This is a genomic window from Moraxella marmotae (genome assembly GCF_042219885.1).
Lineage (GTDB): Bacteria > Pseudomonadota > Gammaproteobacteria > Pseudomonadales > Moraxellaceae > Moraxella > Moraxella marmotae.
Genome location: NZ_JBHJHR010000002.1, coordinates 761,815 through 784,005 on the forward strand (window position 1 = coordinate 761,815; position 22,191 = coordinate 784,005).

Here is a 22,191-nt window from a genome sequence, read left to right on the forward strand (position 1 = left end):
TGTAGTTCCCAGCCGCACAGGCTGCTTAGAAAATCATCACCAACATAACACGGCACAAACTTCTGTTCCCAGCCGCACAGGCTGCTTAGAAATGCCGTTGCTGTCTCTTACTTGATGCCCTAATGTTCCCAGCCGCACAGGCTGCTTAGAAAAATTGGCGGCACAAGAACACGCATTTAGAATTGTTCCCAGCCGCACAGGCTGCTTAGAAAGATTGAAAAAGCCGGGCATTTTGCAAAATTAGGTTCCCAGCCGCACAGGCTGCTTAGAAAACTAATCGTGCCAATCAAAGGCTTGGCGATAAGTTCCCAGCCGCACAGGCTGCTTAGAAAAGCACGAGAAATTCTAGGGCAAGCGATGCACAGTTCCCAGCCGCACAGGCTGCTTAGAAAATCTTGGCAGACAGCAAAAACATTGTTGATACGTTCCCAGCCGCACAGGCTGCTTAGAAATTTAGAATACATTGTGAGTTGGTTGCCGAGCTGTTCCCAGCCGCACAGGCTGCTTAGAAATGTTGCGTTATCCACCGTTTACCGCTTGGGCAGTTCCCAGCCGCACAGGCTGCTTAGAAAGTGTATCAAGTGATACATTCATACCATCGGCAGTTCCCAGCCGCACAGGCTGCTTAGAAAGTCTTCAATGAAAAATAAGCGGTGTTTGTTGTGTTCCCAGCCGCACAGGCTGCTTAGAAAAGTGCCACGCTTGCCACGATTATTTGTCACATGTTCCCAGCCGCACAGGCTGCTTAGAAATATCAATCACGCCAGAGATTTGACGCTTGATGGTTCCCAGCCGCACAGGCTGCTTAGAAAGTAACAAGTGGGGTTTTTGTTATTCAAAATCAGTTCCCAGCCGCACAGGCTGCTTAGAAATATAAAAATTCGCAAGCTCTTATCAAAATTCAGTTCCCAGCCGCACAGGCTGCTTAGAAATTTGATTTCATTAGATTTTTGGTTAGTTGAGTGTTCCCAGCCGCACAGGCTGCTTAGAAATTTGATTTCATTAGATTTTTGGTTAGTTGAGTGTTCCCAGCCGCACAGGCTGCTTAGAAAGTGAACCTGTAGCATTTTTCATTTTATCCAAGGTTCCCAGCCGCACAGGCTGCTTAGAAAAACGGCAAAAAATACTGGTACTACCGCTTTTCAGTTCCCAGCCGCACAGGCTGCTTAGAAACAAATCAAAAATCTTAAACCCACCGACAAAGTGTTCCCAGCCGCACAGGCTGCTTAGAAAATTTTCAAACTTTGACCAATTCGAGCGATTGAGTTCCCAGCCGCACAGGCTGCTTAGAAAATTCTGCAAAAACGCTCTTAAAGTCATTGCTAGTTCCCAGCCGCACAGGCTGCTTAGAAATTGCCGCCAATAACTTGATAGCCAGTCGTTGGGTTCCCAGCCGCACAGGCTGCTTAGAAATGTTTGCCTTGGCGGTTATTATCGGTGAAGCAGTTCCCAGCCGCACAGGCTGCTTAGAAAATTTGTAGATTGATATGCTGCGTGTCATAGCCGTTCCCAGCCGCACAGGCTGCTTAGAAATTTAAGCATTAAAAACTCCCAATTCAAAGGCTGTTCCCAGCCGCACAGGCTGCTTAGAAAATCATCGCCCATGCCAAATTACCCACCGACACGTTCCCAGCCGCACAGGCTGCTTAGAAATTTCTAGAAATAACGGTATGTCTTGAATATACGTTCCCAGCCGCACAGGCTGCTTAGAAAAAAGCACAGGCTGGGGCTTAGATTTGGACGGCGTTCCCAGCCGCACAGGCTGCTTAGAAATGTCGATATTATAACGGGCGAAGTAATTACGGGTTCCCAGCCGCACAGGCTGCTTAGAAAAAAAATCCAACAAAATCAAAGGGATATGTTTAGTTCCCAGCCGCACAGGCTGCTTAGAAAACAGCTGAATAGTAAGGTGGGCGGAGCGGCAAGTTCCCAGCCGCACAGGCTGCTTAGAAAAATAAATTAAAAATAAAATCCGTGCAAAGGTTGTTCCCAGCCGCACAGGCTGCTTAGAAAAAAACTCAACCGCTCTTACTTCGACTTCGCTAGTTCCCAGCCGCACAGGCTGCTTAGAAAACTGCTTGAATTAATTGTTTTAAATCGTCGATTGTTCCCAGCCGCACAGGCTGCTTAGAAAAGCCAATTGGCAAAATGACGGTAAACGGAGCCGTTCCCAGCCGCACAGGCTGCTTAGAAATATCACTATCATCACGCCCAAATTTTTCCCAAGTTCCCAGCCGCACAGGCTGCTTAGAAATGCAGAGCGATTGTTGCTAACTTACCTGTTGCGTTCCCAGCCGCACAGGCTGCTTAGAAAATTGGAATGCAGGTGTGTAAATGACTTATAGTGTTCCCAGCCGCACAGGCTGCTTAGAAAACTAACCGACCCCACACTAAATTTTTCTTTGCGTTCCCAGCCGCACAGGCTGCTTAGAAAACAAAACTCTGTGCCGTTTTGCTTTTGCAATTGTTCCCAGCCGCACAGGCTGCTTAGAAAAAAATGTTGGTTGGCTCTGAAGCGTTGCCAGTGTTCCCAGCCGCACAGGCTGCTTAGAAAGATGGCGTCGTTTTGCATGTCTTTGGCAACTTGTTCCCAGCCGCACAGGCTGCTTAGAAAAGTATCCCATCACAAATCATTAACGCTTAATAGTTCCCAGCCGCACAGGCTGCTTAGAAAAGCGATGAGTTTGGCAGATGCACGCAAACTTTGTTCCCAGCCGCACAGGCTGCTTAGAAATAGAAGCATCTTTCAACGAATTGAGAATGCAGGTTCCCAGCCGCACAGGCTGCTTAGAAAGTCTTATGGCGGTGTCGGTTAGCATGATTTGCGTTCCCAGCCGCACAGGCTGCTTAGAAAAGCACACCAGCCCAAGCGGTTGCGGATAGCGTGTTCCCAGCCGCACAGGCTGCTTAGAAACAGCCTTTGCGTGAGTGGCTAGAAGTATCACTGTTCCCAGCCGCACAGGCTGCTTAGAAAGCCAATCACGGCTTGGCGTTTGCCGTGTATCAGTTCCCAGCCGCACAGGCTGCTTAGAAACAACACCGTGCTACGGTCGCCTGCTTCATCTAGTTCCCAGCCGCACAGGCTGCTTAGAAAAAAGAAATTGACGATTTGTTAGCCAAACATACGTTCCCAGCCGCACAGGCTGCTTAGAAAAACCGAAATTGAATTTGGATAAGAGTTTGCGAGTTCCCAGCCGCACAGGCTGCTTAGAAAAAAAATCGCTCATCTCATCAGCGGATAAGGCTGTTCCCAGCCGCACAGGCTGCTTAGAAAAGCCTTGGCGGTACTCTTCATCGCCCATCTCAGTTCCCAGCCGCACAGGCTGCTTAGAAATAGATTGTAAAGTGGTAGGCGTAAACAAAACCGTTCCCAGCCGCACAGGCTGCTTAGAAATATCAATCACGCCAGAGATTTGACGCTTGATGGTTCCCAGCCGCACAGGCTGCTTAGAAAGACTGGCTCACCACCGCCCCAGCTCCAGTGCAGTTCCCAGCCGCACAGGCTGCTTAGAAAATCATGTGAGCTACGCCAACCGCCGTTACGATGTTCCCAGCCGCACAGGCTGCTTAGAAACCATCGCCGTCATATAGACGGTATAACTTGTCGTTCCCAGCCGCACAGGCTGCTTAGAAATTTTGGGGTGATATTCATCACCAACCCATCGCGTTCCCAGCCGCACAGGCTGCTTAGAAAAATTTATGGGCAGAGTTTGCCGCTCCGCCCACGTTCCCAGCCGCACAGGCTGCTTAGAAATTATCACCAACTTTAAATTTATTCATTTTTCATGTTCCCAGCCGCACAGGCTGCTTAGAAAAACTCCAGATATTGATTATCTCGCATGTACTCGTTCCCAGCCGCACAGGCTGCTTAGAAATTTTTTCGCTTACTTTTTTCACCAATTAAGCCGTTCCCAGCCGCACAGGCTGCTTAGAAATGATCGCCCTACTTCGCCCCACCAAATCGCCTGTTCCCAGCCGCACAGGCTGCTTAGAAAGAGTATTGCCAAATTTTGGGCAGTGAAAATCAGTTCCCAGCCGCACAGGCTGCTTAGAAAAACAGCAATCTGGCAGCGACGATATGGGTATGCGTTCCCAGCCGCACAGGCTGCTTAGAAAACATGAAAGATTATCAAAGGGTATATATTCTAAGTTCCCAGCCGCACAGGCTGCTTAGAAAATGACCGCAGGCAAGCTCGATGTCCTTATAAAGTTCCCAGCCGCACAGGCTGCTTAGAAATAAGACCGCAAACTGTCCAAATAATCCGCCCAGTTCCCAGCCGCACAGGCTGCTTAGAAATCCAATTCTTGGGTGCATCTGGGCTATAAGCAGTTCCCAGCCGCACAGGCTGCTTAGAAATGCACGAGAAATTTTAGGGCAAGCGATGCACAGTTCCCAGCCGCACAGGCTGCTTAGAAAGACATTAATGGCAATGCTTACAATCGCACTTCGTTCCCAGCCGCACAGGCTGCTTAGAAAGGGGTTAATTCTGTTATTTTATAACTCCCAAAGTTCCCAGCCGCACAGGCTGCTTAGAAACCATGTATTGAATGGGGTTTATTGTTTACCACGTTCCCAGCCGCACAGGCTGCTTAGAAATTAAACAAAAAGCGGCGGTTGCTGTCGGTAATTGTTCCCAGCCGCACAGGCTGCTTAGAAAAAAATTCGGCAACACTCGGCAAATCGTGCAATGTTCCCAGCCGCACAGGCTGCTTAGAAACCCAACGAAAAGCCAGTATCTTTAATGGTAGAGGTTCCCAGCCGCACAGGCTGCTTAGAAAGCTGTACTGGGCTTGCCAGCGTGCTTTGATTTGTTCCCAGCCGCACAGGCTGCTTAGAAAAAGCCCAATTTTTGGTTTTTGGCTGAATATAAGTTCCCAGCCGCACAGGCTGCTTAGAAAAGAAGCGAGGAATGGCAGTGTGTCTCGGTAGTGTTTCCAGCCGCACAGGCTGCTTAGAAAATCACCACAAAGCCAAACATTAACCAAAGAGATGCATCGCCCCAAGCCCCAACGCCAATTGACCATTTAACACAGGAGAGAATCAATGCACTATCCAGCCACTTTAACCCTGCATGATACAGGTTTTATGGTTACTTTTCGTAATATTCCAGAAGCCATCACCGAAGGGGCAACCCTAGAAGAAGCCCTAGAAATGGCAGCTGATGCCCTAGCGGTGGCGATGGAATTTTATATTGACGATAACCGAGCCGTACCCATGCCAAGCGAGCCACAAGACGGCGAGCAGTTGGTAGGTTTACCGCCGTCTGTTTGGGCAAAGGTGCTACTGCTTAATGAAATGCTTGCCCAAAATGTCAGCCAAGCCGAACTTGCCAAACGCATGGGTATTATTCCCCAAAAGGTAACACGCCTTGTGGACTTATCACACGCCACCAAAATTGACACTTTGGCACAGGCATTTGACAAACTTGGCAAGCGTCTGCACATCAGTTTGGTGTCTTAAATTCTTGACTTGTTTTCATGAGATTTACCCAATAAAAAACCGCCCTTGCACAATGCAAAAGCGGTGAAATTTAGACAACAAAAAAGCCAAATAATTCACAACTTTTATAAAAAAGTGTAGAAATTACTTGACTTTTGTTGTAGGATTACATATAATATACACAACAAGGCAAGGGGATCAGCCTTGCCTTGCTAGGTTAAACGGTTTACCTAAGGGAAATAACCGCCAACCGATGTAAGGAGCATACGATGAAAGCAGTTAAAATCATCATCGTTTTGGTCTTTATCTTGTATAGCTTAGCAGCTTACTAAGATAAACGCCTAAGTCATCAGCAGATGATACGGCGGAGCGGACAGGAAACACCGCTCACCCCCTTACTTAACCCCTATCATACCATAACACAGGAAAAAGTCAAATGCCAAAGATTGTCAAAACCCCCAAAACTCGCCGTGAAATTAACGAAGCGTCCATGGCACGCCGTGGTATTGTCACCAAATCATTTAAAATGCCAGAGACGAGCGTGCAGATGATTAAGCAATTATCAGAAACCACAGGCAAATCACAAACCCAACTGATTACTGAAGCGATTGAGCTGTTATGTGAGCGGTATGCCTAACCACCATCGCCGTCCGCTTGAACCAGCTTTTGTAAAGTTGTTTTTGGTTCCCAGCCGCACAGGCTGCTTAGAAGGCGAATGCCAAACCCACCCCCAAGCCTGCCGCAGCCAGCACTTGAGCGTATGGATGTTGGTAGCTTTGCTGAATTGGTGGGCGAGATGATTGGTTTTTTGGGGGACAATCACGACACGGCTGCCCCAGACGAGTTGAAGAAGTAGTCGCTAATTTGGGGTGGTTTTTGGCTGGACGCCCATTGATTGTTATGACATGACCGTCGATGAGTTGATGGGCTGGAATACATTGGCTGTGGAGCGATGCGAATAGAAAGCATAAAAAAGCCTAAGCTAGCAAAGGCTTAGGTTTTTTTTTAATAGGGTGGTTATATGAGTACAGAAAAAACAATAAACAATATCAGTATCACCACACAAAGCGCAAGAAGAGCAAGTGCAGCATAAACACAACTGAGAAAAAATTCCATCAAATCAAAGATGAAGTCAATCATAAGCACACCAACAAACAAAAATAGATATATTTGTTATAATGAGTGTTTTAATCTTAAATATCAAGTTTAACGGCGATGATAAGCTGTCTGGATTAAAACAAGCAGAGATTAAAGCAGATAAATTTATCAAAATTAAAAAAAAGATTTTGATAAAGCTACTACCAAGCTTTTTTATTTCAGCCGCACAGGCTGCTTAAGCAAAACAATTTGTTAAGTAATAGTAATTTTTGCTACACTATCGCAAATACATCATTTTGCAAATATTATGACTTATAAAATCATCATTGATGGCAAGACAAGCCAAGAAATTGACGATAAAGCAATTGCTTACGCCAATTATCGTGCGGTGTGTAGAGATTATGCCAACAAACCCAAAAAGGTTGAGCTTGTGCATCATGAGGCGCTGATAACAAACAAAGCGGCACATTTACAACTGCTTGATGATAATGATGTGTTTAGTGCCAATGATGTGCTCAAACACATGATGCAATTGCAAAATCTCAATATCAAATCACTCAAAGACAAAATCAAAACCAGCCAACTAAAACTGTCAAACAGTCGCATTGATGGCTGGTTGCGTACCACTGACGACAGGCACTACACACAGATGCACAATGACGAACTCATCGCCGTGTTAAGCATACTGATGAGTGATACCCAAGCACAAATCAAGTCGCCAGCCAATATTGTTGCACTCAGACAAAAGCTAGGACTTACCCAATCTGAGCTTGCTGAAAAACTTGGTATGGCATCTTCTCATCGCCAAGTTGCCAGATGGGAAGCAGGCGATGCTGAAATGCCTGATACTAAATGGCAAAAAATGCAGAATTTATGAAAAGAAAATCTCATTTACAATAGGAATATTCTTGGTTTTATTTAAAATCAAGAATGATAATCATATGCCATTAATTGACTTGATACCACGCAGCACAATTACCTTTGATGGAGCTTAAACAATGTACTACCCAGCAATTTTTACCCCAGATACTAACGGCACGCTTTTGGTAACTTTTCGTGATATTCCAGAAGCCATCACCGTTGCCGATAATGAGCAGCAAGCTCAAGAAGCGGCGTTGGCGGCGTTGCTTGCCCATTTTGGCTTTTTGATGGAAGACAGAACAGCCATTCCCACCCCAAGCGAGCAACAAGAAGGTGAACACGCCATTTATCTGCCTGCGTCTGTGTCCGCCAAACTTGCCTTGTATCACGAAATGATTAGTCAAAAGGTCAGTAAAGCCGAGCTTGCACGCCGCCTAAAGTGCAATCAAAAACAAATTGATAGACTTTGGGATTTGAACCACGCAAGCAAACTTGAAGCCTTAGAAAAAGCCTTTTTGATGCTTGGTAAACGCTTGTCATTCACTGTCAGTTAGGTTGATATTATGCTAGGATTACTCGCTTTGGTCGTTGGATTTTTGCTTGCACTCTACCTACTGCCCATCGTGCTTGCTCCTGTGATTGCCTTCGGTGTGGCTTTGTTCAGCTTTTTTAAGGGGTTTTTTGGTGCATTGATTAAGCCCTTTTTTAAAAAATCAAACTGAATAAAAACCCATCTTTACCATCTTTAATGGTTTTATTTAAGATATAATTAAAAACAATCCCTTTGGGTGCTTTGGTTAAAAAGTTGTTAATTGGTAAATCGTGGGTTAGATTTGAACAATTTGTCCAACTCATCTTTATACTTTGCCAAATTCTCATCATCTTGGCAAGCTTGCATGGTTAGATGATAGGCGTAGTTAAAATGTTCGGCATTCAAGTGTTTAATACTTAAAAAACCCACCATCAGCTGACCATACTCTTTTTCATCACGAAAATCACCACCTATTATCTCACTAAGCGGTACAATTACTTTTTCAAAATATGTGGTCAAGTAGTAAGCTAAATACAAAGGCTCACTGTCTTTGCCTACATACAAATACCCTTTGCCGTCAGCCATTAATATCACCTGTGATAAAAACCCCATTTGGTGCTTTGGTAAAGTTAATACATCTCGCCATCATGCGGTATGTAAGTTACGCCATCTAAAGGTATGCCTTGCTCTTTGTAGTAATCGGCAACACGATTACCGCCGTATTGATGGAATATTTTATAGCCATTTTTTATGCCCTTTTCCAAAAATAACTTAATTTGGGCTTTAAGTTCGGTTGCATCAATGCCGACTTCAATCTCAGCTTCTTCTGGATAATATTCATCATTACTCAACCAAATCGTCCCATAAACAGCACCCCTATCTGGCGGATTGCCGTGCCGGTATAATTTATGATACGCATCCACATATTCTTTTGCTGTGATTTTATCGGCGAAAAAATCATCAATCAAACCTTGTAAACTGGCTACCATAAAATGCCTTTCTATAAATCACACAAAATAATATGTCAAGTTTTATCAGCATCTTGACGCTTATTTCGCCCAAGTGGTAAGTTTCGTTTTTTGGTGTGGTTTTTGGCGTATTCATAAGCTTCTTTTAGGTCTTGCCGCAAATCGTGTATCTCAGACGGCGTCAAAAGCGTGCCGAAAAATCTATCTTGCACAGTATCTTGCTTTAGATTTTCTGGATTTTTTAAATGCTTAGAAGTCATTGCTATCACTATTGCCTTTACTTATTATAATCATCACAGCTTACTTTCACTGCTCTGACTTTTAAGATATTTCACTTTAAATTTTTAGAAATTATCATAAATAAAATTACCCTTTATTTATTATGAACATTTTTGTAAAAATATCAAGCACCCAACCCACGCACGCACGCAAATTTTTACAAAATTTATCCCATGGACTTGAAAAATCGCCACTTTACCCTTATCAATATGGGGAATTAATAAAACTTTTGGGATAATGTAATTATGACCGAGCAAACCACCGAACAAACCGTCAACACGGACGAAACCTTAGAAACCCTAGCCACTGACGCCCAGCCTGAGCAGGACGAAGTGGCCAGCCTAAAAGCCGACATCGCCGCCCTACAAGACGAAGTCAAACAGGCCAAAGAAGCTGCCGCTCGTGCCAATGCCGACAGCTATAACGCCCAACGCCGCATGGAGCAAGAAACCGAAAAAGCCAAAAGATTCGCCCTACAAAAGTTCGCCAAAGAGCTGCTTGATGTGGTGGACAACCTAGAGCGTGCCATCGACAATGGCGAAAAAACAGGTACTGACGAAGCTGCCCTAGAAGGCATTCGCCTAACGCACAAATCACTGCTTGGCGTACTCGAAAAAAATGGCGTCGTCGCTGTCGGTGCTGCTGGTGATGCATTCAACCCTGAGATCCACGAAGCGGTGGGCATTTTCCCAGAAGCTGCCAAAGACACCATCGGACAGGTGCTACAAAAAGGCTATATGCTCAACGAACGCACCCTGCGCCCTGCGATGGTTTTAGTCGGTGCTTGATGGCGATTGGGGATTTATTGAACATTTTCAATGGATTAAAAACGATAAAAATTTCAAAAAAGTTTAATTTTTCCCCTTGAAAACAAAATAAACAGACAAATATAGCAGTTATCGCTTGGCAAGATTTAGATAAACTTTAAAACTTAGCTAAGCAAAACCATCTTAACATTAAAATAATTTTAAAATTGGAGTAAATTATGGCTAAAGTTATTGGTATCGACCTAGGCACCACCAACTCATGTGTGGCAGTGCTTGAAGGCGACAAAGTCAAAGTTATCGAAAACGCAGAAGGTGCTCGCACTACGCCGTCCATTGTCGCCTTTAAAGACGGTGAGACTTTGGTGGGTCAATCGGCCAAGCGTCAAGCGGTAACCAACCCAAAAAACACCCTATTTGCCATCAAACGCCTAATCGGTCGCCGTTTTGAAGACAAAGAAGTCCAAAAAGACATCAGCCTTGTGCCATTTAAAATCGTCAAAGCTGACAATGGCGATGCGTGGGTAGAAGTCAATGACAAAAAACAAGCACCACCACAAATCAGTGCCGAAGTGCTACGCAAAATGAAAAAAACCGCCGAAGATTACTTGGGCGAAACCGTTACCGAAGCGGTTGTTACCGTACCTGCTTACTTTAACGATGCCCAACGCCAAGCCACCAAAGACGCTGGTAAAATCGCAGGCTTAGATGTTAAACGCATCATCAACGAGCCAACCGCAGCGGCATTGGCTTACGGCATGGACAAAAAAGGCGGCGACAAAACTGTCGTGGTCTATGACCTAGGCGGTGGTACTTTTGATGTGTCAATCATCGAGATTGCCGATGTTGATGGCGAGCAACAATTTGAAGTACTGGCGACCAATGGCGACACGCACTTGGGCGGTGAAGATTTTGACTTGGCGTTGATTGATTATTTGGTTGAAGAATTCAAAAAAGACCAAAATGTCAACCTAAAAGGCGATCCATTGGCAATGCAACGCCTAAAAGAAGCTGCCGAAAAAGCCAAAATCGAGCTATCAAGCAGCCAATCAACCGAAGTGAATTTGCCATACATCACCGCTGACGCCACAGGTCCAAAACACTTGGTAGTAACCATCAGCCGCGCAAAACTTGAGTCACTGACCGAAGAGATGGTCGCACGCACCATTATCCCATGCCAAACTGCCCTAGCAGACGCAGGTCTGTCAGCCAGCGACATTGACGATGTAATCTTGGTTGGTGGTCAGACTCGTATGCCACTTGTTCAACAAAAAGTGCAGGAATTTTTTGGTAAAGAGCCAAGAAAAGATGTCAACCCTGACGAAGCGGTAGCAATGGGTGCAGCGATTCAAGGTGCGGTACTGTCTGGCGACAAAAAAGATGTTCTGCTGCTTGATGTTACTCCACTAACCCTAGGCATCGAGACCATGGGTGGCGTAATGACGGCAATCATCGAGAAAAACACCATGATTCCTACCAAAAAATCACAGGTATTCTCAACCGCTGCCGACAACCAACCTGCGGTCAGTATTCAGGTCTATCAAGGTGAGCGTAAAATCGCCAACCAAAACAAACTGCTGGGCAACTTTGACCTGACTGACATTCCGCCAGCACCCCGTGGCGTGCCGCAGATTGAAGTAACCTTTGACATCAACGCTGACGGTATCATGAACATCTCTGCCAAAGACAAAGGCACAGGCAAATCACAGTCTATCCAAATCAAAGCAGACTCTGGTCTATCAGATGCCGAAATCGAAGAAATGATTCGCACTGCCGAAGCCAACGCTGCCGAAGATGAAAAATTTGCTGCTCTGGCGAACGCTCGCAACGAAGCCGATGGTCGTATCCATGCCGTCCAAAAAGCCCTAAAAGACGCTGAAGGCAAAGCCACTGACGAAGAAAAAGCCGCCGTTGAAGCTGCGATCAGTGCCTTGGAAACTGCCACCAAAGAAGACGATGTTGATGACATCAAGGCAAAACTTGAAGCACTGGACAACGCCTTCTTGCCAATCGGTCAAAAAATCTACGCCGATGCTGGTGCCACAGGCGGTCAGCCACAACCAGAACAAGCCAAACCTGCCGATGATGGCGTGGTAGATGCTGAGTTCACCGAAGTCAAAGACAAATAATTGTCGGCGATTTTAATCGATAAAAACAGCTTGCTTTGGCGGGCTGTTTTTTTTATTTGGCAAATCAGACCAAATCAACAAACCAAAACCAAGCCGACCAGCCTTGAAAATTGCAAATAATTACAATGGTGTAATATCAACGATGGCATAACGGTGCTATAATAACGCCAAATACTGGTATTGCCACCATTACTATTTATATTCACCGCCAACAGCATAGGTAACACAATGAACGACCTGCTTAGCCAATTTATGCCGATATTTTTAGTCACTTTTGGTATTTTTGTGTTGTTTTTCTTATTTATGGGTGTGGGTTATTTTGTCAAAAAACAGCCCCTAAAAGGCTCATGCGGTGGCGTGGCAAATTTGATGGGCGATGAATATTGCCAGTTTTGTGGTAACGACCCCAACAAATGTGAAAGCCAAGCAAAACTGGATAACGACACCAAAGCCAAGGCAGGCGATTTATCCAAGCCAGCTTAATGGGTTGAATTAATTTTTAATGACAAACAAAAGCATGGCAAAAAACCACGCTTTTATTTTTGGTGTCATTTGCCACGCCGCTGACGAAATACTTCGTACAGCATCATGCCTGTGGCAACGCTGACATTTAGGCTCTGCGGACGATCGGCAATCTCTACCATCGGAATGTACACCAAAGTATCGCACAGCTCTTGGGTCAACCGACGCATGCCTTCGCCTTCTGAACCCATGATGATGGCAACTTTACCGCCAAAATCACAATCATAAGCCGCCTTGGCAGTCTCGTCCAATGCCGTACCGAACACAAAAACACCAGCTTTTTTGAGCTTATCCAAGGTGCGTGCCAAATTGGTTACTGTTACCACATCGATCACTTCTGATGCCCCTACTGAAACCTTAGCCACCGTAGCGGTCATTGGTGCCGACTGATGGCGTGGGATAATCACCGCATCAACACCCATCGCACACGCCGAACGCAGGCACGCCCCCAGATTGTGGGCGTCGGTAATCTGATCAAGCACCAAAAACAACGCATCAGGCTTTTCTGCCAATTTATCCAACAAGCCTTCATCTGCCATCGGTGTCGCTTTGGCGGCAGCGACCACGCCTTGGTGCTGATGACTATCACACAGCTCGGCAAGTCGATCCTTGTGCGTGCTTTGTACGCTGATACCAAACGCCTGTGCCAACTGGGCGATACGCTGATGCTCATCGCTCATCTGTCCATCATCACGAGCTTGCAAAAATAGATTTAGCACATCTTCAGGGCGACGCTTTAGCAGCATCGTTACGGCATGAATGCCATAAAAATAAGGGTTTTTTGGGCGGTTGGCTTTGGGTGATTTTGACTTTTCTTTAAATTTATTCTTAGCATTGTCATTAAATTTACCTTGAGCAAAGGACGCAGATTTGGCGTGCTTGGCAGATGGGTAATAGTCAGCTTTTGATGTGTGCTTTTTTTTCATAATGGATTGGTGATGCTTGGATAATTAAAATGTATGATAATTTTTACTAAAAATTTATTTGATAGTACTAAATAAATCGACCAATTGGGCAGTCGTCAATGGATAACCGTCAAGGCATGCCCAATTGCTCGTCTGATGTCGTCAGGATTTAGTGTGTCAATTTGGCTAACGGCAGATGCTGGCTTGGCAGCTTTGATAAGACCACTAAGCCGCTCACCCAACGCCAGATAATGCACGCAATTAAGCTGTGGCAGACTGCACCAGCTCTCAAACGCCATCTGACTGCTGATGATAACATAAATGGGCTGTTTGTTGTCATTAAGTTGTAACTGGGCAAATGCCTGCGGCAAATCCTTTGGCACTCGTCGCTCGTACCAGCAGACGGCATCGATCTGCACACCACGAGCCACCAAGGTATCATGAAGTAGCCTGCGACCGCCCACACCACGCCAAATCAGCAGCCGATCGCCTGCCGTCAATGCGTCAATCTGTGGCAGTGCCAGCATGCCTTCGTTATTGGCGGTCTGCGGCAAAATCACCGACAAGCCACGAGCTGTCAGCACTTTGGCGGTGGCAGCTCCGACAGCGATGATGGGGCTTTGATGGGTGGTTTGCCAATGGGCAGCCTGCTTATCCAGCCACGCCACCGCTCGGCGAGCCGCTTCGACACTGGTGATGACCAATGCCGCATAGTCGCCTGCCAGCCACGATTTCATCATCTCTTGCTCATCTTGCGTAATGGATAAAGAGATAATCTCAAGCAGCGGCAAATCAAGCACCTGCATATCCGCCATTTGGCGAATGGCATCGCCACGGTGCTGTGGGCGAGTGTTGATAAGTATCGGCAAATTCATGACAATCTTAGCTGTCTTGATAAACAGCTTTTAAGATGGCATCTGCCCCTTGTGCCAGCAGTGCTTGGGCGATTTGGACACCCAGACGCTCGGCGGCAGGCTCGTCCTGCTCATCGCCTGTCAGTGTGATGCTGTCTTGGGCTTTTAGTAGCGTCACGCCATCGATCGAACCCACTCGACCACGCAGCGTTAATGTATCATCACTGATGGTCGCAAAACCAGCGATTGGCACTTGGCAGCCGCCTTCTAAGGTGCGATTCATCGCACGCTCCGCCACGACGCATAGGCGAGTTGCTGTATGGTTAAGCGGTGCAAGCAGCGACTGGATTTCTTGGTCATCGCTGCGGCACTCGATGGCAAGCGCCCCTTGACCGACCGCAGGCAGACTCAGCTCTTCGTCCAATTCATGGCGAATGCGTGTCTGCAAGCCTAAACGCTCAAGTCCGCTGGTCGCCAAAATAATCGCATCATATTCGCCAGCATCAAGTTTGGCTAGGCGTGTGCCGACATTGCCACGCAGGCTTTTGATGGTCAAATCAGAGCGAGCATGACGCAACTGACACTCACGGCGTAGGCTGGAAGTCCCCAGCACTGCACCCGCTGGCAGTTTATCCAAGCTGTCATAATCATTGGACACAAAAGCATCGGTCGGACGGTGACGCTGACAATATGCTCCAAGCATCAGCCCTGTCGGCAGCACCATCGGCACATCTTTTAAAGAATGCACCGCCAAATCGGCACGCTTATCATACAATGCCTGCTCAAGCTCTTTGACAAACAGCCCCTTACCGCCGATTTTGGCAAGTGGCGTGTCCAAAATCTTATCGCCACGAGTAACCATCTCAAGCAGCTGCACCGTCAATGTCGGATACAGACGCTCAAGCTCATCTTTGATAAAATTTGCCTGCCACAGAGCAAGTGGGCTTTGGCGAGTGGCAATGGTTAGGGTACGCTTGTTCATAATTTATCCAAAATCATCAGGTTAGATTTGATATTATAAAAGTTTTGGCGATAAAATACCAATTTGTTACACGGTGTGCGATTTTTTACCGCTTTTGTGTATCGTGTGTGGTCAGATATGATATACTTTTACAGATAATTTGATAAATTTTACCCATCTAAGATAAGGAATTGGCTATGAGTAAGCAAACTTCGAGCATGTGGGGCGGACGCTTTAGCGAAGCCACTGACGGCTTTGTGGCAGAATTTACCGCTTCGGTGAATTTTGACAAACGCATGGCAAAACAAGACATTCAAGGCTCTATCGCCCACGCCACCATGCTGGGACAATGCGGCATCATCACCGCAGGCGAAAGTCGCAGCATCGTTGATGGTCTAAAACAAGTGCAAGCTGAGATTGACAGCGGTGATTTTCAGTGGTCGGTCGCCTTAGAAGATGTGCATATGAATGTCGAAAGCCGTTTGACGGCACTGATTGGAGATGTCGGCAAAAAGTTGCACACAGGACGCAGTCGTAACGATCAAGTGGCGACCGATATCCGCCTGTGGCTGCGTGATGAAACCGACAATATTTTGGCACTGTTAAATAAACTGCAATCAGGGCTGCTTGACTTGGCTCAAAAGCACACTCAGACCATCATGCCCGGTTTTACTCACTTACAAACCGCACAGCCTGTGTCATTTGCCCATCATGTGATGGCGTGGTTTGAGATGCTAAGCCGTGACAGCGAACGCTTTGTTGATACTCGCCGCCGCATCAACCAAATGCCGCTTGGCTCGGCTGCTTTGGCAGGGACGACTTATCCGATTGATCGCACCATCACCGCTGATTTGCTAGGCTTTGAAGGCATTTGCCAAAACTCGCTCGATGCGGTGTCGGATCGTGATTTTGCCATCGAATTTACCGCCAATGCCAGCATTTTGATGATGCATTTATCACGCATGAGCGAAGAGCTGATTTTGTGGATGAGCGCCCAATTTGGCTTTATTCACATTCCTGACCGTTTCTGCACTGGCTCATCAATCATGCCCCAAAAGAAAAACCCCGATGTGCCAGAGCTGGTGCGTGGCAAGGCGGCCCGAGTATTTGGGCAATTAACCACGCTTTTGACTTTGATGAAAAATCAGCCACTGGCGTATAACAAAGACAACCAAGAAGACAAAGAGCCACTGTTTGACTGCGTGGATACGCTGACAGGCAGTCTTTTGGCATTTGCCGATATGCTGCCAAACTTAGTGCCAAACCAAGAAAATATGCGTGCAGCGACCATGAAAGGCTATGCCACGGCGACCGATTTGGCAGACTATCTGGTCAAAAAAGGCTTGCCGTTTCGTGATGCTCATGAAGTTGTCGGTAAAGCAGTTGGCTTGGGCGTCGCCAAAGGCGTGGATTTGAGTGAATTGAGCTTGGCTGAGTTACAAAGTTTTAGCCCATTGATTGGCGATGATGTCTTTGAATGCTTGACGCTTGAAGGTTCGCTAAATGCTCGCAATCACATTGGCGGCACAGCCCCAAACCAAGTACAGCAAGCCATCGAGCGTGCCAGAACCAAAATCGCCCAATGATTGCGGCTGGATAATTCTTAAAATCAGCACAAATAAAACCAAGCTTGCTATAACAAACTTGGTTTTATTTTTGGCTTTATTTTATCAATATCACTGGTGATTAATTAAATTATATAAATTTATAAATAACTAATACCAAGTAATAAGATTAGGCATCAATGTCGGCATTTAACGCATTTTCTTCGATAAAAATACGGCGTGGCTCGACATCATCACCCATCAAGCAGCTGAACAAATGGTCTGCTTTGATGGCATCTTCGATGGTGATTTTTAGCATGCGGCGATTTTCTGGATCCATGGTGGTTTCCCACAGTTGTTCCTTGTTCATCTCGCCCAAACCTTTATAACGCTGCACATCGACACCACGGCGTGCCGCCATCATCAGCTGCTGCCATAGGTGGTCAAAGTTTTTGATTGCCAAATCTTTATCGCCACGGCGTAAAAACGCATCGTCAGACAGCACGGTGTTCCATTCAGCCGTCAGACGCAGCAAGCGAGCGTAATCCGCCGACGCCAAAAAGCCCAAATCCAGCAAATACTGATGTGGCAAGCGATGAATGTACACCGTCACACGGGGCAGCCATTGTCCATGACTGCCATCTTCACCCAGCACCTGCACGGCTTCGACTTTGGCGTCAAACTTCGGTGCAATCAGATTCAGGCGGTCTTGTAGTGCCTTTGCCCACGACTCGACCAGCTCACGATTATTCAAATTTGCCGCATCAAATTTTGGCAAAAAGCTCAAAGCGTCCAGCAGTTCGGACGGATATTTTGCCTGCATGTGGCTTTTGACCGCTTGGCTTTGACTGTAACTTTTGAGCAGTTTTTCTAGTGCCAAGCCTGTTACTGGCGGCGTGTCTTTGCTCAAAAACAGCTGATGATCGTCGATGGTTGATGACAGCAGATAAGCGTCCAAAGCTTCAGCGTCTTTGAGATAAACTTCCTGCTTGCCACGCTTGATTTTATAAAGCGGTGGCTGAGCGATATAGATATAGCCACGCTCAATCAGCTCTGGCATTTGACGGAAAAAGAAAGTCAACAGCAAAGTACGAATGTGCGAACCGTCCACATCAGCATCGGTCATGATGATGATTTTGTGATAGCGGATTTTGTCAGGGTTATATTCATCTGGGCCAATGCCTGTACCCAGTGCGGTAATCAGCGTTCCCACTTCGGCACTGGATAGCATCTTGTCAAATCTGGCTCGCTCCACATTCAAAATCTTACCTTTTAGTGGCAAAATCGCCTGCATTTTGCGGTTACGCCCCTGCTTGGCAGAGCCGCCCGCCGAGTCACCTTCGACAATGAACAGCTCAGACAGTGCTGGGTCTTTTTCTTGGCAGTCTGCCAATTTGCCCGGCAAGCCAGCAATGTCCAGCGTGCTTTTGCGGCGAGTCATTTCACGAGCCTTACGAGCGGCATCTCTGGCACGAGCGGCATCGATGATTTTGCCAGCGATGGCTTTGGCGGCAGTAGGATTTTCAAGCAGATACTCAGACAGACGCTCATGCATGGCGGTCTCAACCACCGATTTGACTTCGCTAGATACCAGCTTGTCTTTGGTCTGCGAGCTAAATTTAGGGTCTGGGACTTTTACCGAAATAATCGCCGTCAAGCCTTCTCTGGCATCATCGCCAGTGACTTGTACTTTTTCTTTTTTGGTGATGTTTTCGCTGTCCATGTAGTGATTTAGGCAGCGTGTCAGTGCCGAGCGAAATCCTGACAAATGCGTGCCACCGTCTTTTTGGGGAATGTTATTGGTAAAGCACAGCACTTTTTCGTTATAACTGTCCGACCATTGCAAGGCAACTTCGACACCGATACCATCGGCACCATCAGCAGTAAAGTGGAAAATGTCATTGAGTGTTTGTTTGCTGCCATTGATATAGCCGACAAATTCAGACAAACCGCCTTTGTGCTCAAAAACTTGACTCGCCCCAGTTCGCTCATCGGTCAGTACGATTCGCACGCCAGAGTTTAAAAATGACAATTCACGCAACCGCTTAGCAAGAATTTCATAATCAAAAATCGTAACGCCCTTAAAAATCTCAAAACTTGGATAAAACCGCACCTGCGTGCCAGTTTGGGTGGACGGCTCAAGTTTGGCAAGCGGTGCATCTGCCACGCCATCAGTGTAGCTTTGGCTGTGTGCATAGCCATCACGCCAGATATTAAGCACCAATTTTTTGGACAAGGCATTGACCACCGACACGCCCACACCGTGCAAACCGCCAGAGACTTTATAAGAATTGTCATCAAATTTACCGCCAGCGTGCAGCACCGTCATAATTACTTCGGCAGCCGATACGCCTTCTTCGGGGTGAATATCCACAGGAATGCCACGCCCATTGTCCATCACCGAGACCGATTCGTCATCGTGGATAATGATGTTAATCTCATCACAATGCCCTGCCAACGCCTCGTCAATGGCATTATCCACCACCTCAAAGACCATGTGGTGCAAGCCTGTGCCATCATCGGTGTCACCAATATACATACCCGGGCGGACACGGACAGCCTCAAGCCCCCGCAGGACACGGACATTTTTGGCGGTATATTCAACATTTTGTGCATCGACCTGTTGGCTATTGCTTGTGGTTTCGGTCATGGCAAATCCTTAAAATGGGGTAAAAAATCAGGGAAATTTCCCCAAAAAATCACTAAAAAATTGCCCGTTATTATAACATTTTTTTTATAAAAAGTCATTGACTTGGCAAAATGGTTGTCTTAATCATCACAAATAACAGATTATCAAATACACGCCAAAAACCAAGCCATGACAACAAGTCACACCGCCTTATCGCCCAAGTTTTGATTTGTCCGTTTGTCCATCGTATCCATCTCAATCTTATCCATCAGCGACAATTTGCCCTGTTCCACATGAAACATATGATAAGTTTTGGGCTGGCAAATGGCAGTCGGTGTTTTTGTGGTGATTTGCTTTGACAAAGTATCATCGGCGGTACATTGGACAAACTTTGCCGCCAAATCGTCCAGTTTTTGGGTGATTTTGTGGTGAATTTGCGGATTTAGGCTGCTAATCAGACTCTGGCAAGGCAAGGACAGCACCGTATCTAGCAACACATCAATGGCGTGATTATCAAGCTCGGCATCAATATCATCAATCAGCACCATCGGCGGATTATTTAGTGTAATCTGCCCCCTACTCATCGCCTGACAGATCAGTTGCAGCTGCGACAGTCGCAATGCTGTAATCAAAAGCTTTTTTTCGCCACGAGATAATACGTGCGTCGCCTGTTCACGCAGTTTTTGACCATCACTATTTGTCTGTTTTAAAATCACCAAAACATCTGCCCGGTGCGCTCCGATGCGAGTGTATCCCAGCTCGATGTCTTGATTCAGCCTATTATTTAAAATATCTAATAAATTATCTTTGGTATCAAAACCTGCCAGATACTGCAAGGACAGCTTGTCTTGATAAGCAGGCAGCAGCTTTTTGAGCATGTCATCAAAGCAAGCTACCCACTGCTCAAACACCTCATAGCGATAATGATGTAACGCTACAGCACAGTCGGACAATTGTCGATCCCAAGCGGACAATTCGCCCAAATGCCGATGAATCGCTGGGTTTTTTAGCAATGCGTTTCTTTGCTTGAGCAATCTTTGGTACTGTAGCCACTGCTGATAAAATTCAGGTTTCATGTGAAACGCCAGCCAATCCAACAGCTGCCGCCGTGAAGTACTGCCCTCATCAAGCAAACCCATGCCCACAGGATCAATCAATAGCACCGGCAGGTGTAAGCTCAGCACACTTTGGCTTGTGGCTGTTTGTTCATTATATCTTAATAATGTGTCTGATTTGCCAACGGCGTTGATTTGCTTTTGGATCGCCAGAGATGCCAAGTCTTGACCATCAAAAGTAGTCGCCCACACCGTGCAAGCCGTCTGATGATGGCAAATGTATCGCTTGGATTCATGATGGCGAAAACTTTTGCCTCGAGATAACAAAAACACCGCCTCCAATAGCGATGTTTTGCCGCTGCCATTAGCACCAATGACCAAATTACAAGCCGCCAAATTAATGGCAACTTGCTCAAGATTACGCAGATTGTGGATTTGTAATTTATTAATCACTACTTAACCATCACAGTCGCATCGGCATCACAACATATTGATGTAAATCATCGCCCACTTGATAAATCAGTGCCGGCGAGCTGGGCTGATTCATCTCAAGGCAAATCTCACCATCAAGCACATTAAGCACCGCTCTTAAATAAGCCTCATTAAAAGTTAGCTCGATGCCATCGCCACGATAACCGACATTAAGCACTTCTTCTGCCTCGCCGTGGGCTTTGTTGGTCACACCAACTTTACACAAATCTGTGCCGTCAAAATTTAACAAAACCCCCGGATTTTCTTTGCTGTTTAGCACCGAAATGCGGCGTAGCACATCCATCGCTTCATCTTTATTAAATGACGCCACTTTGTCGTTATTGGTCGGCAGTACTCGCTGATAATCAGGGAATTTACCAGCAATCAGTCGAGCCGATAAGCTAACTTGTAAAGCCGTGCCAGTCTCTTCGTCTTGCAGTGCCAAGCCAACTTGCAAAAACTCATCATCAAAACCCAGCTCAACGACATTGCTGTCTTCTGTGGTCTTGGCAAGCTCAAGCAATAGCCGCTCAAGCTCCGCCACTGCCTTGCCAGGAATAATCACTTTGTTGGCTTGGTATGACTCACCAAGCAAGCGATGTGCCACCGCCAAGCGATGGCCATCGGTTGCCACAGCGGTCAATTTGTTATCATTCATATCAAACAGCATACCAGTCAGATACTGACGCACATCTTGGGTTGCCATCGCAAAGCGAGTATGATGAATCAACCCAATCAAATCGCCCTGAGCAATCTTAATCGCTGTCGATACCGCCGCCATACCAATGCTTGGAAAATCCTGTGCTGGCAGCACGCTCAAAGTATAGCGACCTTTACCGCTAGTAATCACACAGCGGCTCGTCTCATCAGGTGCATCAATCACTACCAAATCTTCGGACAAGGATTTGCAAATATTAAAAAACATCTCCGCTGGCAAAGTCGTCGCCCCCGACTGAATGCACGCCCCTGCTGGAATAGCAAAACGGGTGGTCAGCTCAAGCTCCAAATCCGTCGCCGTCAAAGTCAAAAACTGCTCATCTAATACCAATTTGATATTGGCCAAAATCGGAAAACGATGCCGTTTATCCGCCGCCTTGACCACCATATTGATGGCCTTGATTAATAATTCACGATTGATGGATAATTTCATAAAACTTACGCCATGATTGAAATTTGATG

The 22,191-nt window shown here is 46.3% G+C and carries 20 protein-coding genes and 1 CRISPR repeat array (1 of these 21 only partly in view); of the genes, 11 read left to right on the forward strand and 9 right to left on the reverse strand.

The genetic code is table 11. The features are described 5' to 3' along the window. Positions 1-4,959: direct repeats of the CRISPR family, unit length 28 nt; unit sequence GTTCCCAGCCGCACAGGCTGCTTAGAAA; it begins 4,558 nt to the left of the window's first position. Between the two features lie 85 nt (positions 4,960-5,044). The 7 genes from ACFBZI_RS03620 to ACFBZI_RS03650 all read left to right on the forward strand — a co-directional run bounded on the left by ACFBZI_RS03620 (position 5,045) and on the right by ACFBZI_RS03650 (position 8,121). Further along, positions 5,045-5,461 carry a type II toxin-antitoxin system HicB family antitoxin gene (locus ACFBZI_RS03620; RefSeq protein ID WP_375715075.1) on the forward strand — a complete coding sequence of 139 codons (417 nt, stop codon included), beginning with the start codon at positions 5,045-5,047 and terminating at the stop codon, positions 5,459-5,461. A gap of 415 nt (positions 5,462-5,876) precedes the next feature. Continuing rightward, complete coding sequence (locus ACFBZI_RS03625) at positions 5,877-6,077, forward strand: ribbon-helix-helix domain-containing protein (RefSeq protein WP_375715076.1); 201 nt, start codon at positions 5,877-5,879, stop codon at positions 6,075-6,077. Between the two features lie 78 nt (positions 6,078-6,155). Next, positions 6,156-6,296 (forward strand): hypothetical protein, encoded by a 141-nt coding sequence (locus ACFBZI_RS03630; protein ID WP_375715077.1) that lies wholly within the window; start codon positions 6,156-6,158, stop codon positions 6,294-6,296. A 13-nt stretch (positions 6,297-6,309) separates the two neighbouring features. Then, positions 6,310-6,402, forward strand: coding sequence for a GpE family phage tail protein (locus ACFBZI_RS03635; RefSeq protein ID WP_375715078.1), 93 nt, complete (start codon positions 6,310-6,312; stop codon positions 6,400-6,402). Positions 6,403-6,845: 443 nt separating this feature from the next. Beyond that, on the forward strand, positions 6,846-7,415 hold the full coding sequence (locus ACFBZI_RS03640; protein ID WP_375715079.1) for a helix-turn-helix domain-containing protein: 570 nt from the start codon (positions 6,846-6,848) through the stop codon (positions 7,413-7,415). Between the two features lie 121 nt (positions 7,416-7,536). Beyond that, positions 7,537-7,953, forward strand: a complete 417-nt coding sequence (locus tag ACFBZI_RS03645) for a type II toxin-antitoxin system HicB family antitoxin (RefSeq protein ID WP_375715080.1) — start codon at positions 7,537-7,539, stop codon at positions 7,951-7,953. 9 nt (positions 7,954-7,962) lie between these two features. Then, complete coding sequence (locus tag ACFBZI_RS03650; protein ID WP_375715081.1) at positions 7,963-8,121, forward strand: hypothetical protein; 159 nt, start codon at positions 7,963-7,965, stop codon at positions 8,119-8,121. 86 nt (positions 8,122-8,207) lie between these two features. On the opposite strand, the gene ACFBZI_RS03655 is transcribed toward ACFBZI_RS03650, so the two are convergent. The 3 genes from ACFBZI_RS03655 to ACFBZI_RS03665 are packed head-to-tail and all read right to left on the reverse strand — an operon-like array spanning position 8,208 to position 9,159. Beyond that, positions 8,208-8,516, reverse strand: a complete 309-nt coding sequence (locus ACFBZI_RS03655; protein ID WP_375715082.1) for a hypothetical protein — start codon at positions 8,514-8,516, stop codon at positions 8,208-8,210. Between the two features lie 44 nt (positions 8,517-8,560). Continuing rightward, entirely contained in the window at positions 8,561-8,920 is a 360-nt protein-coding gene (locus ACFBZI_RS03660; protein WP_375715083.1) for a hypothetical protein, read from the reverse strand. Between the two features lie 35 nt (positions 8,921-8,955). After that, complete coding sequence (locus tag ACFBZI_RS03665) at positions 8,956-9,159, reverse strand: hypothetical protein (RefSeq protein ID WP_375715084.1); 204 nt, start codon at positions 9,157-9,159, stop codon at positions 8,956-8,958. A 264-nt stretch (positions 9,160-9,423) separates the two neighbouring features. Here ACFBZI_RS03665 and grpE point away from each other — a divergent pair, with 264 nt between their 5' ends. The 3 genes from grpE (at position 9,424) to nqrM (ending at position 12,554) form a co-directional block, all read left to right on the forward strand. Beyond that, positions 9,424-9,966, forward strand: coding sequence for a nucleotide exchange factor GrpE (gene grpE / locus ACFBZI_RS03670; RefSeq protein WP_375715085.1), 543 nt, complete (start codon positions 9,424-9,426; stop codon positions 9,964-9,966). A 197-nt stretch (positions 9,967-10,163) separates the two neighbouring features. Then, positions 10,164-12,071: a molecular chaperone DnaK gene (gene dnaK, locus ACFBZI_RS03675; protein WP_375715086.1), complete on the forward strand. Its 1,908-nt coding sequence runs from the start codon at positions 10,164-10,166 to the stop codon at positions 12,069-12,071. 228 nt (positions 12,072-12,299) lie between these two features. After that, positions 12,300-12,554: a (Na+)-NQR maturation NqrM gene (gene nqrM, locus ACFBZI_RS03680; RefSeq protein WP_375715087.1), complete on the forward strand. Its 255-nt coding sequence runs from the start codon at positions 12,300-12,302 to the stop codon at positions 12,552-12,554. 65 nt (positions 12,555-12,619) lie between these two features. Here nqrM and rlmB read toward each other — a convergent pair whose 3' ends face one another. The 3 genes from rlmB to hemC form a co-directional block, all read right to left on the reverse strand. Further along, on the reverse strand, positions 12,620-13,519 hold the full coding sequence (gene rlmB, locus ACFBZI_RS03685; RefSeq protein WP_375715088.1) for a 23S rRNA (guanosine(2251)-2'-O)-methyltransferase RlmB: 900 nt from the start codon (positions 13,517-13,519) through the stop codon (positions 12,620-12,622). Positions 13,520-13,614: 95 nt separating this feature from the next. After that, complete coding sequence (locus tag ACFBZI_RS03690; RefSeq protein ID WP_375715089.1) at positions 13,615-14,373, reverse strand: uroporphyrinogen-III synthase; 759 nt, start codon at positions 14,371-14,373, stop codon at positions 13,615-13,617. Between the two features lie 7 nt (positions 14,374-14,380). Next, on the reverse strand, positions 14,381-15,334 hold the full coding sequence (gene hemC / locus ACFBZI_RS03695) for a hydroxymethylbilane synthase (RefSeq protein WP_375715090.1): 954 nt from the start codon (positions 15,332-15,334) through the stop codon (positions 14,381-14,383). 176 nt (positions 15,335-15,510) lie between these two features. On the opposite strand from hemC, the gene argH reads away from it, so the two are divergent. Further along, complete coding sequence (argH, locus tag ACFBZI_RS03700; RefSeq protein ID WP_375715091.1) at positions 15,511-16,899, forward strand: argininosuccinate lyase; 1,389 nt, start codon at positions 15,511-15,513, stop codon at positions 16,897-16,899. A 148-nt stretch (positions 16,900-17,047) separates the two neighbouring features. Here argH and gyrB read toward each other — a convergent pair whose 3' ends face one another. The 3 genes from gyrB to dnaN all read right to left on the reverse strand — a co-directional run bounded on the left by gyrB (position 17,048) and on the right by dnaN (position 22,162). Beyond that, the gene (gene gyrB, locus ACFBZI_RS03705; protein WP_375715092.1) at positions 17,048-19,507 is read right to left on the reverse strand and encodes a DNA topoisomerase (ATP-hydrolyzing) subunit B; all 2,460 of its coding nucleotides are present in this window, start codon (positions 19,505-19,507) and stop codon (positions 17,048-17,050) included. Between the two features lie 179 nt (positions 19,508-19,686). Next, positions 19,687-20,994 (reverse strand): DNA replication/repair protein RecF, encoded by a 1,308-nt coding sequence (recF, locus tag ACFBZI_RS03710; protein ID WP_375715093.1) that lies wholly within the window; start codon positions 20,992-20,994, stop codon positions 19,687-19,689. Positions 20,995-21,004: 10 nt separating this feature from the next. Then, on the reverse strand, positions 21,005-22,162 hold the full coding sequence (dnaN, locus tag ACFBZI_RS03715) for a DNA polymerase III subunit beta (protein ID WP_375715094.1): 1,158 nt from the start codon (positions 22,160-22,162) through the stop codon (positions 21,005-21,007). Between the last annotated feature and the right edge of the window lie 29 nt (positions 22,163-22,191).

Bases quoted from the DNA above. Each gene is read 5' to 3' on its own strand.
- ACFBZI_RS03620 (WP_375715075.1), top strand. From the start codon at position 5,045: ATGCACTATCCAGCCACTTTAACCCTGCATGATACAGGTTTTATGGTT.
- ACFBZI_RS03625 (WP_375715076.1), top strand. From the start codon at position 5,877: ATGCCAAAGATTGTCAAAACCCCCAAAACTCGCCGTGAAATTAACGAA.
- ACFBZI_RS03630 (WP_375715077.1), top strand. From the start codon at position 6,156: ATGCCAAACCCACCCCCAAGCCTGCCGCAGCCAGCACTTGAGCGTATG.
- ACFBZI_RS03640 (WP_375715079.1), top strand. From the start codon at position 6,846: ATGACTTATAAAATCATCATTGATGGCAAGACAAGCCAAGAAATTGAC.
- ACFBZI_RS03645 (WP_375715080.1), top strand. From the start codon at position 7,537: ATGTACTACCCAGCAATTTTTACCCCAGATACTAACGGCACGCTTTTG.
- ACFBZI_RS03650 (WP_375715081.1), top strand. From the start codon at position 7,963: ATGCTAGGATTACTCGCTTTGGTCGTTGGATTTTTGCTTGCACTCTAC.
- ACFBZI_RS03655 (WP_375715082.1), bottom strand. From the start codon at position 8,516: ATGGCTGACGGCAAAGGGTATTTGTATGTAGGCAAAGACAGTGAGCCT.
- ACFBZI_RS03660 (WP_375715083.1), bottom strand. From the start codon at position 8,920: ATGGTAGCCAGTTTACAAGGTTTGATTGATGATTTTTTCGCCGATAAA.
- ACFBZI_RS03665 (WP_375715084.1), bottom strand. From the start codon at position 9,159: ATGACTTCTAAGCATTTAAAAAATCCAGAAAATCTAAAGCAAGATACT.
- grpE (WP_375715085.1), top strand. From the start codon at position 9,424: ATGACCGAGCAAACCACCGAACAAACCGTCAACACGGACGAAACCTTA.
- dnaK (WP_375715086.1), top strand. From the start codon at position 10,164: ATGGCTAAAGTTATTGGTATCGACCTAGGCACCACCAACTCATGTGTG.
- nqrM (WP_375715087.1), top strand. From the start codon at position 12,300: ATGAACGACCTGCTTAGCCAATTTATGCCGATATTTTTAGTCACTTTT.
- rlmB (WP_375715088.1), bottom strand. From the start codon at position 13,519: ATGAAAAAAAAGCACACATCAAAAGCTGACTATTACCCATCTGCCAAG.
- ACFBZI_RS03690 (WP_375715089.1), bottom strand. From the start codon at position 14,373: ATGAATTTGCCGATACTTATCAACACTCGCCCACAGCACCGTGGCGAT.
- hemC (WP_375715090.1), bottom strand. From the start codon at position 15,334: ATGAACAAGCGTACCCTAACCATTGCCACTCGCCAAAGCCCACTTGCT.
- argH (WP_375715091.1), top strand. From the start codon at position 15,511: ATGAGTAAGCAAACTTCGAGCATGTGGGGCGGACGCTTTAGCGAAGCC.
- gyrB (WP_375715092.1), bottom strand. From the start codon at position 19,507: ATGACCGAAACCACAAGCAATAGCCAACAGGTCGATGCACAAAATGTT.
- dnaN (WP_375715094.1), bottom strand. From the start codon at position 22,162: ATGAAATTATCCATCAATCGTGAATTATTAATCAAGGCCATCAATATG.